The sequence below is a fragment of the Belliella pelovolcani genome, from assembly GCF_900156785.1.
GTDB lineage: Bacteria > Bacteroidota > Bacteroidia > Cytophagales > Cyclobacteriaceae > Belliella > Belliella pelovolcani.
In genome coordinates this window covers 37,286-51,453 of the sequence record NZ_FTOP01000020.1, presented here as the reverse complement: position 1 = coordinate 51,453, position 14,168 = coordinate 37,286, and the positions used below count along the sequence as shown (strand labels likewise).

Sequence of the window (14,168 nt, the reverse complement as noted above, 5' to 3'; positions counted from 1 at the left end):
ACCTCTGGGACACCCAAATTCAAAATCAAAAAATATAAAACATTATCTATCAAAGCCTTACGATTAAATGGGACTGACGACTGTCGAAGTCAGGAGGAATCGTCAGAAACTTGTATCCAACTACCATGAGCAGGTTAGGTACTCCTAGAAGCTACGCAGCATCATCTTATGGTGCTCCAGGTCCTACTGAGCAACGCTTATTTGATCAAGCCAAAGAAAGTGCTGCTGAAGCATTGGAAGTTTGGAAAGTCTTCTTCGATAATGACTGGAAAGCTTTTGAAGAAAAGGCTAGAAATACTAAAATCGATATCTTCAAGGAAATTGAAATGGTAGACATCAATTGATGCATTGATTATTAAACAAAAAAGGCCATCCGGAAGGGTGGCTTTTTTTTTATTTATTATGTATTTCCGCAATTAGAGTAGTAACCAATTTATAATCGGACTTGAACCAAGCCGATATTGATAGATACTAGATATTAATTGATATTGGCTATAAATCAAAGGTTTATTCTATTGTAATGACTCTACTAGTAAGAAAGCGGAGAATCTTCACATTAAAATATGAGTTATCTAAAACCTTCAGGATTTTGCAAATTATAAATTTCAATTGATGAACAAAATAGAGCAATTTATGGAGTAACCGTAGATAAGAATCCGAATCTAGTAAGATTTGATTATTAATTCTGATTACATTCACTTACCATAGTGCTCCTCGTAATACTTCTGATAACTTCCTGAGGTCACATTATTCAACCAAGCTTCATGCTCCATATACCAGTCTATGGTTTTACTAATGCCCTCTTCAAACTGCAAGCTTGGCTCCCAGCCCAACTCTTGCTTGATTTTGTGGGCATCAATGGCATAACGCATATCATGTCCTGCCCTATCCTTGACAAACGTGATCAGCTGCTTTGAAGTACCTGCTGCTCGCCCCAACTTTTCATCCATTTTATCGCAAATCAAGCGAACGATGTCAATGTTTTTCCATTCATTGAAACCTCCAATATTATAGGTCTCACCTGATTTCCCTCGATGAAATATCAAATCAATGGCTTTGGCATGATCTTCTACAAATAACCAATCGCGGATATTCTCACCTTTCCCATAGATAGGAAGTGGTTTATTGTTTCTAATATTATGGATACAAAGCGGAATCAGCTTCTCAGGAAACTGGTTAGGTCCGTAATTATTGGAACAATTGCTAATTACAGTATTCATCCCATATGTATTGGTATAAGCCCTCACAAAATGATCAGACGAGGCTTTGGATGCCGAATAAGGAGATTGGGGATCATAAGGGGTAGTTTCGAGAAAATACCCTGATTCTCCCAAAGAACCATAAACCTCGTCAGTAGAAATATGATAAAAAAGATGCTGCTCAAGACTCTGCCAGATTTGCTTGCAAACATTCAGCAGATTCACTGTGCCTATCACGTTGGTTTGGACAAATGCAAGTGGGTCTGAAATCGAGCGATCTACATGAGATTCAGCTGCTAAGTGAATCACATCTGTGATTTGATATTGCTCAAATACTCGCATGAGCTCCTCAGCATTCAAGATGTTGACTTTTTCAAAAAAGTAATTTTCAGCATGCTCTATATCTTTGAGATTTTCAAGATTGCCTGCATAAGTCAGGCAATCTAGATTTACAATCTTGTATGCAGGATAGCGATTGACAAAGAGTTTGACCACATGACAGCCTATAAATCCCGCACCACCCGTAATAAGAATATTCTTTGACATATTGAGCAAACTTTATTTTTTGTAAAAATCATTGTACCAAGCTACAAACTTGGCCACTCCATCCTCTACTGAGGTGCTTGGCTTATATCCTGTATCTTCGCTAAGATCAGTTACATCTGCAAATGTAGCTGGCACATCACCCTTTTGCATTGGGAGCATTTCCTTCACTGCCTCCACTCCTAGTGCCTTTTCTAATGCACCGATATAATCCATCAATTCCACGGGATTGTTGTTCCCTATGTTATAGACCTTGAAGGGTGCGTAAGAACTCCCTGGATCGGGATCGTTTCCAGACCAAGTTGGGTTTTGCTTGGCAGGTCTATCAGATACCCTAACAATCCCCTCTACAATATCATCCACATAGGTGAAATCTCTTTTCATTTTCCCATGATTGAAAACCTTGATCTTTTCTCCCTTTTTCATAGCATCTGTAAAAAGAAATAGCGCCATATCAGGCCTACCCCATGGTCCATACACGGTAAAAAACCTCAGCCCTGTGGTAGGGATTTGAAATAGGTGACTATATGTATGCGCCATCAATTCATTGGACTTCTTCGTGGCTGCATACAGACTTACTGGATGGTCCACATTGTCTGTGGTCGCAAAAGGCATCTTGGTGTTAGCTCCATATACCGAGCTCGAGGAAGCATAGACCAAATGCTTTACAGGAAATGCCCTACACGCTTCAAGAATATTCATAAATCCTTGAATGTTAGCTTGAATATATGCATCAGGATTTTCAAGGGAATACCTCACACCAGCTTGGGCCGCCAAATTGATGACTACATCAAATCTCTCTTTTTTGAATAAGTCCATCATCAATTGCTTATCTGAGATATCCATTTGGATGAAAGTATATCCTTTTAGACTGCTCGAATCGACAGGTATCCCAGCTTTAATAGCTTTTCTAGAAACTCCAGCTGCCTCAAGTCTGCTATATTTTAGATTGACATCATAATAATCATTGATATTATCTACGCCTACCACTTCATCTCCTCTCTGTATCAAAGCATTGGTCAAGTGAAAACCTATAAATCCAGCTGTTCCAGTTATAAAATATTTCATCTTTGAATGGGGGCTATTAGTAATTAGTTATTGAGTTGATTGGGGATTAGTTATTGAGTTAATAGTGGAATTGTTACTGGTTATTGAGTTGATTGGGGATTAGTTATTGAGTTAATAGTGGAATAGTTACTGGTTATTGAGTTGATTAGGGATTAGTTATTGAGTTAATAGTGGAATTGTTACTGGTTATTGAGTTAATAGTGGATTGTTTATATGTTGGAAAGTTGGAAGGATACAAGGTTGGAAGAGCTTGTCCGTGACGAATCCAACATGCCGACATCGGGCAGGTATCAATCAAACTCTAGAAGAAATTATTTCGATGATTCCTTTTTTAGAAGTCGATCATAGTTTTCTTTAATGAGCGATTGGACTTTCCTGCGATCAAAACTTGATTTGATTACTTGGTACAAATTGTCCGCTAGCTGTTGCATGTATTCTCTTTTGACATAAGCAAACTCTAGCGCTTCTTTCAAGACATCTGCCTTCTTTACTGGAAACATCAACCCTGTGCTCCTATCTGTCACTATGTCTTTATTTCCAATGATGTTGGAGCAAATGATGGGAAGTTGCATTGCTCCTGCCTCTAGCAAGACGTTGGGGAAGCCTTCCCTATGAGAAGCGTGAACCAAAACATCCGATATGGCCATGTAATGTGACACATGATCCGTCCAATCTATCTGAACGATCTTGGGATGGTCTTGAATCTGCCTCAAAGTATGGTCATCGATTGGATTGAGATCTTGCTCAAAAGAACCTAATAAAACCAACTTTGCTCTGTTGACAATCTTAGAGTCAAGAAAAGCCTTGACCAACTCTTCTATCCCCTTATCCTTGACCAATCTACCAACGGCTAAGATAATGAATTCATTTTCACCAGGCATCACACGCATGGTAGCAGCGACCAAGTGATTTTCTTTCAAAGCTTCTCTGCTGTAGTGCTGCAAATCCACCCCATTGCTTGAGCCATCACCAATGACTTTCAACTTATTGGGGTCGCAAAGTTTCTCCTTAATAATCAGCTCTCCAAGTGAATATGAATTAGGCCATACCTCTGTTGCATATTTGTAAGTCCAGCGCTCTGCTTTGATCAAGAGATTTTTCTTATTTTTTTCAGCAACCATATAGGGCAAACCAGCCACAGTATGGATTCTCACTTTGACTCCTGCCAACTTTGCTGCAATCATTCCCAGTAGACCGGCTTTGGGTGTATGCGTATGTACCACATCAGGTTTTTCTCTTCTCAAAAGCTTGTAGAGTAACCAAAGACAGTACAAATCCCAAAATGGTGTTATTTTCCTGGTAAATGGAATGACTTGGTGTTCGCATCCTTCTTTTTTGGTGATTTCATGAATCTCCCTACCATCTGCACTGACAATCAAGACTTCCCAACCAGCAGACTTCATGAAATTCATCTGTCCCTTGAGCAAAAGTTTGAGTGAAAGCGGAACAGTTGTAATTCGAATTAACTTTGGCATTAATACAGCGGGTTAAAAGTTCAAATATAGGAGAATATTCCCAATCCGCAGGTTTTAGACATCGTGATATTTTGTATGTTTCTCTAAGATAGGGCTAATCTTTGCCATATATTTCAAAGAATTTGTTTTCAGCCTCAACCGTACCAATCAAAATGATCTCAGCTCCTTTATTCAGTTTTGCCTGAGGGTCAGGATTGATTTCGGTTGCATCGTTTTCTTTGATTGCGATGACAGTACAGCCTGTTTCCTTTCTGATTGAGGATTCGAGGATTGTTTTCCCATTCAATTGTTTTGGAACTTTTACCCGAATCAAATCCAATCCTTCTGCCACCATCAATATATCCGAGCGTTGTAGCAGGTTCAATATTGTAGTAGCACCCATCGAAGCATAAGACATCACAAAGTCTGCACCTGCTCTGTGCATTGTTCCCAAGTTTCGTTCCAAAGTTGATCGCGTAATGATCTGAATATCGGGACGAAGCATTCTACAATAAATTGTAAGATAAACATTGGTATCATCATCATGTGAAGTAATGATCACACAAGGGGAGCTATCTATACCTGCGATTTTCAAAATCTCCAATTCTGCTGCATCACCAAGTATGGTCGTCTCTCTATCATAGATCCTCAGTGGATCCTTTTCAATGATTCTATAGTCAATGTTTCTCCCTGCCAAGGCTTTTCCAGTAGCCCTCCCTACCCTACCACCACCTATGATGATAATGGGTGCATTGATCTCGGATTTTACGCCGTACGTTTTGTTATATAATTTGACCTGTTCTTCAGAACCCGCCAAAACTAGCACGGTACTTTCTGAAATCAATGTGTTTGGTTGGGCGGTAAGGAATTTCCCGCGATCCCATACACCTACCACACTCACGCCAACTTCTTGCCTGAGTTGGGTTTCTTTGAGCATTTTCCCTACTAAAAATGACCCTGTTACCAAAGCTTCTGCGATTTGTAAATCATCGAACCTTCCCACTACATGGGCACAAGCATCACCTCCATTGGCTCTTCTTGATAAGAAAACACCCATAATCTCTCCCAAATGCAGCACATGCGTACTCCCTGCAAGCTTAAGAATATCATCAGAATGGGCGAAATTACAAGTAGTAATGATAGGAACATCCTTGGACATTTCCCTAATAGTAAATGCCACATTGGTGTTCAACACATCGGATTCAGTAGATGCTACGAGCGCTGCATGGGTTACCCTTGCAGCCTGGTAAGTTTTCGGGTCAACCAAGCTCCCTAACATCACTTTGACCCCCTTATCTCTTAGCAGTAAGCCTTCGGCAATATCAGAGACCAAAACCACATATTTGTAATTGAACCTCTTGAGCTTTTTGATCAGTGCTTCTGTGACAATCCCATATTTGGTCAAAATCACATGACCTGACATGTCTTCGGGGAGTTCGCTTGGAACTTTGGCCTGCTCTTGAGCTTTCATCCATGGAGAATAGAAGAAATTGATAAAAGTAAAGGGGAATAGCACCAACAAAAAAAGCATTCCAGACAACAAAACTACGATCGAAAATAATCTACCAGCATCAGAAGAAAATGTGATATCTCCAAAACCCAGTGTAGACATGACTGTCAAAGTCCAGTAAAAACCAGTCAGATAAGAGAAATTTTGTCCTTCTCTGAGCATCAAAAAATGAAAGATGATGGAGAAAACTGAGATCATCACCAGCAATGCCAACAAAAATCTGAATAAGGTTTTGAGATTTCTTCTATCAGGTCTATTTTTTAAAAAAAGCGTTACTTGTGTTGTTAAAAACTTCATATTTGTTTACTTAGCTTCCTTTATGTAAAGCTAAAATTATCTCTTTAAAAATCAATTGATTCAAATGGGTTTCTTGATTCCTATAAAAATCAAGGCCATTGGTTCCCCAATGGCCTTGATAAACTGTGATTCAAACTGAATCTACGAAAATGGTATAGGTTTAATCTTTTTGAAATACTCGGACATAATCTACCGCCAACTGCTGTGGGAAGATGGTCGAACTGTCTGGATTACCTGGCCAATTCCCACCTACTGCAAGGTTGATGATAAAAAAGAAAGGCTCTCTAAACTCACTCATGGATGTAGGTGTGATATCTTGCTCGTGGTATACCACATCATCTAGCAGCCAAGTGATTTTTCTTTCATCCCAAATAATACTATAAACATGGAAATTATCAGCTAGAACTCCTTCACTGAGTCTTTTCTCTCCACCTCTATAGGCATAAGAACCATTGTTGTCCCAATGTAATGTTCCATGTACTGTATTATCTCTTCCTGGAACATTGCCACCGATCATTTCCATGATGTCGATCTCACCACATGCAGGCCAACTGATATCCGTGATACTTTCACCCAGCATCCATAGTGCTGGCCAAATCCCCTGACCTCTTGGCATAGCAGCTCTGATATCAATTCTACCAAAAGTAAAATTCTTACGACCTTGGGTTTTGATTCGCGAAGAAGTGTAATTCTTCCCTCCCACACTTTCTTGCTTTGCCGTGATGATCAGATACCCATCTTTCACTTCTGTATTTTCCCTTCTGTAGAATTGTTGTTCATTGTTACCCCAACCGCAGAGATTTGGACAACCATCACCAATTTCAAATACCCAATCGGAAGAAAGACTATTAGAATTGAACTCATCATTCCAAACCAAGGAATAGCCATTATACTCCATGGGGGATTCAAATCCTGTAGATGGAAGCCCTAAGCCAAGGGTTTGCTCAGTTATGGTTACCGTTCTGGTCTCTTTAATAAAATCTGCTTCTGTCGCATGTGCTTGTACAGTAATGGTATACTCACCTGGAGCAGTGTACCTAAACGAAGTTCTGCTGCCAGTCACAATTTCTGGTTCTTGGTTGTTTGCACCAAATCCTACACGGAAGAAATTGGTTCTTTCGGCTGAGAAATTGACTTCTACCAACCCATCGCCTAATTCCTCCACCACTACATTCAAGTTGGTTGGGAGCAATACCTGCTCCACACCATTGTCTTGATTGCAGCTATTGGCTGCGGCAAGGGTGAGGAACAGGAATATTGCTTGAATCATTTTTGTCATTATAATCATTTTTTAATCGTTATCAGGAACTAGGACAAAAGTCCACCAAACAGCCCCTGAATCTGTAATATCAATGGCTATGGTCAACTCCTGCGTGCTACTATTATAGTTTAACACATCATAAGTAACCGTTTCATTTGTTCTAGGAGGTCCTGCTGAATATTCTCCACCATTGTAGGCTTTTGGAAGCGCAATAAATGCGCCAGTACCTGTCACTGAAATTTTTGCATTTGCTCCACCAGAAGCAGGTGAAAAGGAAAACTCGTGCGTTCCAGCACCCCATGCTTCTCCCGCAGTACCTACTAAGTTGCTGGCTGGTTGACAACCTTCAGAGCCAGTACCCATATAACTTTCAGCAAAAATATCTCCTTGTGGATCATAGCTGTATTCTCCATTTGACTTGAATATAAATAGGTCATTGAATAAGCAATCTCTTTCACCTGAAATATTATTTCCATTAGGGAAAAACTCATCACTTCCTGGACGCGGACCTACGCCAAATGCACCTGCGGCAGGTTTCAATTTCCAAGCTCTCTCTCCACCTCCCGTTAGATCTGCAACAGTTAAAGCTTCTTGACCTACTGACTGATCTGCAGCAGGAATTAATGTGAAATTCCAGAAAACGGAACCATCATTGGTGATATCGATGGAGATGGTCATTTCCTCTGTAGCTTCGTCATAAGCGATCACTTCGTAAGTTACGGATTCATTAGCTCTTGGAGGAGCAGCGCTGTATTCTCCACCGTTAAAGGCTTTAGGCAAAGCGATGAATGCACCTGTGCCCGTTACGGTGATTTTAGGGAATTCTGTAGGCGTTCCTGGAGTAAAGCTAAATTGGTGAGAACCTGATGCCCAAGCTTCCGCAGCAGTACCGATTAGGTCTTCCTCTGGTTGGCAGCCATCAGGAATACCCAAGTAAGCTTCTCCGTAAACATCACCCTGTGCATTGTACTCATAGGTTCCATTAGAATTGAAGATAAAAAGGTCATTGAACAGACAAGGTCGATCACCCGAAATATCATCTCCATTAGGGAAGAAAGAGTCACTACCTCTACTAGGTCCTACACCAAATGCACCAGCAGCTGGCTTCAGTACCCAAACTTTTCTTCCATTACCAACCAAATCACTTTGTGTGAAACTCACATCCGGATTTACAGGCTCTGGCTCTGGCTCAGGTTCTGGATCAGGTTCGAAACCTTCTGGAATCAATCTGATATACCAAGCCAAGTCTGTATTCGCTTGATCTACGAATCGTAAGAACATTTCATTTTCTTCCAATCTTACAATTTGGTAAGTTCTACCTCCTGCAAAATAGCCTAAGAAGCCACCCTGTGTTACAGAAAGTTCTGGTAATTGTCCCTCAGGCTCAACCAAAGACCACCTTAGATTATCTGGCGCCTCGTATGGTGCAGACAAATCGCCCACTCCTGGATCAAAAGCACCGGGGAAATTGCTGCCTTGTGCACTATTCAAATAAACAAGGCCATTGGTCTCCATCACAAATCTAAATCCATCAAGGAAAAAGGTATAGCGATCTGTGTACATTCCTGAGCCAGCTTTTTCATTGGCTACTGCCTGGTACCACTCAGGGAAATTACTTGTTGGGATATTTGGACCTACACCAAAGTGTCCTGCTCGCCCTGCATCTATTTTCCAAGTCTTTCCTTCCACAGCATCCACTCCTCCTGTCAATAAATTGAATATTGGCCTATCGAGCAATAATGGATCTGTCTGCTCAATCACAATATCTCTTGTGAAAGTAGCACTACCACCAGAATTGAAAACTGTCAAGGACACGGTATACGTACCAGCCAAAGGATAAGTACCAGTGATGGTTTTTCCTTCACCTGTTTGTCCATTACCTAGGTCCCAATTCATCATGAAGAAATCTCCATCTGCTGTAAATCTGAGGATGTTATCACTTTCAGCTGTAGGTGTGAAAGTGAAATTTGCATCTGCTTCTGTTGGTGGAGCACCATCTAAGGAATATTCCTCCACACAGGCCATGACTACCACGAGTGGTAGCAATAGCCAAAGGTATTTAAATATATTTTTCATGGTAATGTCTGATTAATAACCTGGATTTTGATTCCAAATACCACCCGCTAGGTCAATTTCAACTTGAGGGATTGGAAATAATTCATGCTTGCCTACTACAAACCCGCTGATGCGATCAGCAGCTTGTCCCGTTCTCACCAAATCCCAGAATCTGTATCCTTCTCCGGACAATTCCAGTCTCCTTTCTCTCAAAATAGCCTGGTATAAAGCATCACCAGAGGCATTGATTGCAGGCATATTGACACGCTCACGTACTTTGTTCAATTCAGTTCTTGCTCTTCCATCATTTCCAGACCTTTGGAATGCTTCTGCTGCCATCAACAATACATCTGCCCATCTGATCACTCTGTAGTTCAATGGACTCGTCAAATCATCATCTGGTAAGCCTCTTTCATCAGCTCTTTTGATGTATTTGTTTTGGTAGTACCCTGTATGACCACCTCCACCAATTGCGTATGTGATTTCAGAAGCATTTGGCTGTGAAGCTATGAAAGCATCAATGTCCAAAATTGTAGCATCTCTTCTGATGTCATTTGCATCGAAAGCATCGTATAGATCCTGCGTTGGCAGATTGTAGCTATTACCATCAGCATAGAAAGGGCCTTCGTATTGTCTTACACCATGAAAACCTACTGCAGCATTTCCATTTAGACAAATCAGACAGCCATAATCTCCACCTTGCAGACCCGAGAATTGTATGGTAAATACATCTTCAGATACATTTTGGTTGGCTACCAAAAACATGGTGGTATAATCAGGGAATAAACCATATCCCCCTGCATTGGTGTCAATCAAATTACCAAGTACAGTAGCTGCTTCTGCGAATTTATTTTGATATAACAAAACTTGCCCTAACAATGCTGTAGCAGCACCTGAGGTCAATCTACCTGTTTCATTAACAGTAGCAGGAAGTATTTCAATGGAAGCCCTAAGGTCTGCTTCAATTTGAGCATAGACTTCAGCCTTTGGTGCTCGGGGTGTACCCGATATTTCATTGATTGAAAGTCTTCTATCGATGATCAAAGGCATATCTCCAAAATACTTCACTAGGTTGAAGTAGAAGTATGCTCTCATCATCTTGGCTTCTGCTAGGATCAATTCTTTACCTGGAAAATCAATTTTATCCTGATTCTCAAAGATGTAATTGGCTCTAGCGATACCTGTATAATTTACACGCATCACTGCTCTCAATTCTTCATTGACTCCGCCATGATTCATGTCTTGAATCTCGTGAAGCCCTCTAGTATCATTGACACTTTCACCACCAGCGATGGAGTTGTCCGAAGCAATCTCTCCTATCCACATATTGAGATAGGCGGGCTGCATCATATCATAGACCCCTATGATGGCTCTGTTGAAGTCTTCTTGGGTATTGAAGAAGTTCTCTGCATCCTGAGTAAACTCAGGATCAATATCCAGCCAACTGTCGCAGGCTGAGAATATTCCCAAGGGAACAATTAATAACCATTTATATATTCGTCTCATGATTTTTAGAATTTAATGTTAACACCTGCCATGATGGTTCTAGCTTGCGGGTAGATACCATTATCCACACCTGCAAATAGTGGATTACCAGATCCCACATCAGGATCGAAACCTTGATATCTTGTCAAGGTTACCAAGTTGTTGGCAGCAACGTAGAATCTAAAATATTGCATGCCGATTTTTTGAGATACAGTAGAAGGAAGTGTGTATCCAAGCTGCACATTTCTCAATCTCACAAAAGAACCATCTTCAACATAAAAATCAGAGAACACTGTATTTCTTGTAGGACCAGTAGTCAATCTAGGCACTTCATTGGTAGTACCTGGACCAGTCCATCTATTGATGTTGTAAGCAAGCTGATTCGCCCAAGGCTGTTGTCTCTCGTAGTTTCTGATGATGTCCTGCCCCAAGGCTGCATAGATATTTGCTCCTAAATCAAAACCTTTGAAATCTACCGAGAAATTGAAACCCATCACCATGTCTGGAATTGGAGAACCGATCATGGTTCTGTCTGAATCATCTCCGAAATTGATGATCCCATCACCATTTTGATCTACAAATCTCAAATCACCTGGTCTTGCACCTGCTTGAGTGACTGGACTTGAAGCAATCTCTTCTTGTGATTGGAAAATACCATCCGTCTGATAGCCTATGAAATATCCTATTGGAAAACCTTTTTGGAATCTTGTAGCTACATTTCCTCCAACACTGAAGGCTGCACCAGGGATAAACTCAAATCCCTCCGGTACTGCCGTTACTTCATTGTGCAAAAAGGTTACATTGTAATCAAATCGGAAGTTGACACCTTCTTTTTTAGATGTTCCATATCCCAATTCCAACTCCAAACCTCTATTCAATACATCACCTGCATTGATCACAGGAGGAAATCCACCCGGACCATAAGAACCTAGCAAGGCTGATACATCAGGCTGGAAAAGTAGATCTCTGGTGTTTTTGATGAAATAGTTGGCTGTGAAATCTAGGGTATTGAACAAAGAGAAATCTAAACCGATGTTAGTTTGATAGGTAGTCTCCCATTTCAAGTCAGGATTACTGGTAGCGCCGATAGCTGCTCCATTGATGATCAGGTCATTGAACACATAAGTTGCGGAACCGTTAAGCAAACCTCTGTATCTGAAAAGACCAATCTGATCATTACCAGAAATACCAAAACTGGTTCTCAATTTCATGAAATCGATGAAACTCACATTGAAAAATGATTCGTCAGAAATCAACCAAGCACCTGAGATCGCAGGGAAATACCCTATTCTATTGTTAGGACCGAAATTAGACGAACCGTCTCTTCTCAAGATTGCTGATACAAAATATCTTTTTTGATAATCGTATTCACCTCTCAAAAAGGCAGAGGTCAATCGTTGTCTGCTTTGGAAAGAGCCTACATTATTCAAAAATCCTCCGGGAGCCTGATTGGCAGAAATATCTGCGAAGTTCAAATCATTGTTAGGGATATTGAATCCGGTACCATTCAATCCTTCACTTCTGTTGCCAACCAAGGAAACACCAAACATCCCTTTTACGGTATGGTCCTCCCCAAACTTATTTTCATAATTCAAGAAGGCTTCAAGGTTATAATCTAGAAAGGTATTTCTGGATTCAAAGACGTTAGCACCTCTTTCTATTTGCACTCCACCGACATCCACAAGTACCGGATCGAGATTCGCATTTCTTGAAGTATTGGCAAACTTACCTGGGCCATACCATACCAGTGGATTAAAAACCTTGGAATCGACCATCGCAAAGTTGTACCCTGCTCTACCTGTCGCTGTGAAATTACTATTGATCTTATATTCAATTTCTTCTTTACCAACGAGCTTATTTACCCAAGTATCATTGAAGGTATTTTGCATTTGTGCCAATGGATTAATGATATCATTGACATTGTCCAGGTATGAAAATCTATTTCCTACAAATATTGGCTCAGTTGGATAAGCATTGATTGTATTGTAGAGTACCGAACCTATACCACCTTGCGGCAAGCCTTTGCTTTCTTCTCTGGTATAAAGTAAGACATTGGTCAGTTTCACTCTCGGCGCAAGCTCTGTGATGAAATTGATTCTAGCGGTGTATCTCTCAAAATTAGCCTTCGGACCACCCACAATACCTTGCTGTCCAAAGTAGGATCCACCTATAGAGTATGAAGTTTTTTCAGAACCGCCTGTTACGGTCATGTTATATTCTTGAATGGGTGCTGTCTGGAATACAGCATTCTGCCAATCCGTCCCTTCACCTAGTTCTACATTGTTGAAAGGCATAGGTTGTCCGCCTGCTGCAAAAGCTTCATTTTTCAAAATGGCAAACTCTCTAGCATTGAGTAGGTCAAGCTTTCGGGCTGTTTCCTGTACACCGTAAAAAGCTGAAAAGTCCATTCTTGGTTTTGTACCAAGGTTTCCTTTTTTGGTTTCAATTAGGATTACACCATTTGCAGCTCTTACACCATAGATACCTGCTGTACCATCCTTGAGGACGTTGACAGATTCTATATCATTTGGATTGAGGGCATTTAGTCCAGCAGCATCGTAGATCACCCCATCTACCAAAATCAGTGGGTCATTGTCTCCAAAAGTGCCTAGACCTCTGATTCGGATGTTGGAGGTACCTCCAGGAGCACCTGAATTGGTAGTGATGTTGACACCGGCGAGTTGGCCTTGCAAAGCCTGATCTACTCTAGGCATATTCATCCTCTCTATAGCATCACCTTTGACCTGAGAAGTAGCTCCCGTCAATTCTTTTTTGGTTGCAGTACCGTAACCGATGACCACAACTTCATTGAGGTTGGAAACATCTTCGATCAGCGTCACATCAATGGTAGCAGCGGCACCTACTGTAATCACCTGAGGTTTGAACCCCATAAAAGTAAATTGAAGCTGATCTCCTGCCGAGGCATTGATCGAAAAGTTTCCATCGAGGTCTGTGACAGTACCTACCGTAGATTTCAGCTTCAAAACACTAACACCAGGTAGAGGAAAGCCAGTATCATCTTTGACTTGTCCTTTCACTACCTCTCCCTGTGCCCATGCTCCGTATTGGAGTGAGAGCACAATACACAATAGTAATAGTTTTCTCATTTGTTTTGGATTTATTGATTTCCGAATGTCGTTTGAAACTTCCATAACTAGAAAAAAAGTACTACATCAATACTACATCAAAAGCATTTTTACTATTTCACAAAAACTCAACATTGCAAATAAAAACATCGATTGAAATGAAATGAATAAGCATTTTTGATTTTTCAGAAAACTCATTCGATGATCTAA

At 40.7% G+C, this 14,168-nt stretch carries 9 protein-coding genes; 1 reads left to right on the top strand and 8 read right to left on the bottom strand.

The features are described 5' to 3' along the window. Positions 1-125 precede the first annotated feature (125 nt). Positions 126-344: a hypothetical protein gene (locus tag BW935_RS16490; RefSeq protein WP_245802726.1), complete on the top strand. Its 219-nt coding sequence runs from the start codon at positions 126-128 to the stop codon at positions 342-344. Between the two features lie 351 nt (positions 345-695). Here the strand turns inward: BW935_RS16490 and rfbB are convergent, their stop codons facing one another. The 8 genes from rfbB to BW935_RS16450 form a co-directional block, all read right to left on the bottom strand. Next, positions 696-1,745 (bottom strand): dTDP-glucose 4,6-dehydratase, encoded by a 1,050-nt coding sequence (gene rfbB, locus BW935_RS16485; protein ID WP_076502891.1) that lies wholly within the window; start codon positions 1,743-1,745, stop codon positions 696-698. Positions 1,746-1,757: 12 nt separating this feature from the next. Continuing rightward, the gene (locus tag BW935_RS16480) at positions 1,758-2,810 is read right to left on the bottom strand and encodes an NAD-dependent epimerase (RefSeq protein WP_076502890.1); all 1,053 of its coding nucleotides are present in this window, start codon (positions 2,808-2,810) and stop codon (positions 1,758-1,760) included. A gap of 311 nt (positions 2,811-3,121) precedes the next feature. Further along, complete coding sequence (locus tag BW935_RS16475) at positions 3,122-4,285, bottom strand: glycosyltransferase family 4 protein (protein ID WP_076502889.1); 1,164 nt, start codon at positions 4,283-4,285, stop codon at positions 3,122-3,124. 94 nt (positions 4,286-4,379) lie between these two features. After that, a complete protein-coding gene (locus tag BW935_RS16470; RefSeq protein ID WP_076502888.1) occupies positions 4,380-6,071 on the bottom strand; it encodes a potassium channel family protein in 1,692 nt (563 codons plus the stop codon). A gap of 160 nt (positions 6,072-6,231) precedes the next feature. After that, positions 6,232-7,350: a glycoside hydrolase family 16 protein gene (locus tag BW935_RS16465; protein ID WP_076502887.1), complete on the bottom strand. Its 1,119-nt coding sequence runs from the start codon at positions 7,348-7,350 to the stop codon at positions 6,232-6,234. A 12-nt stretch (positions 7,351-7,362) separates the two neighbouring features. Further along, the gene (locus BW935_RS16460; RefSeq protein ID WP_076502886.1) at positions 7,363-9,408 is read right to left on the bottom strand and encodes a PKD domain-containing protein; all 2,046 of its coding nucleotides are present in this window, start codon (positions 9,406-9,408) and stop codon (positions 7,363-7,365) included. A 12-nt stretch (positions 9,409-9,420) separates the two neighbouring features. Further along, the gene (locus BW935_RS16455) at positions 9,421-10,893 is read right to left on the bottom strand and encodes a RagB/SusD family nutrient uptake outer membrane protein (RefSeq protein ID WP_076502885.1); all 1,473 of its coding nucleotides are present in this window, start codon (positions 10,891-10,893) and stop codon (positions 9,421-9,423) included. Positions 10,894-10,898: 5 nt separating this feature from the next. After that, positions 10,899-13,979 carry a SusC/RagA family TonB-linked outer membrane protein gene (locus BW935_RS16450; protein WP_076502884.1) on the bottom strand — a complete coding sequence of 1,027 codons (3,081 nt, stop codon included), beginning with the start codon at positions 13,977-13,979 and terminating at the stop codon, positions 10,899-10,901. Positions 13,980-14,168: the final 189 nt, after the last annotated feature.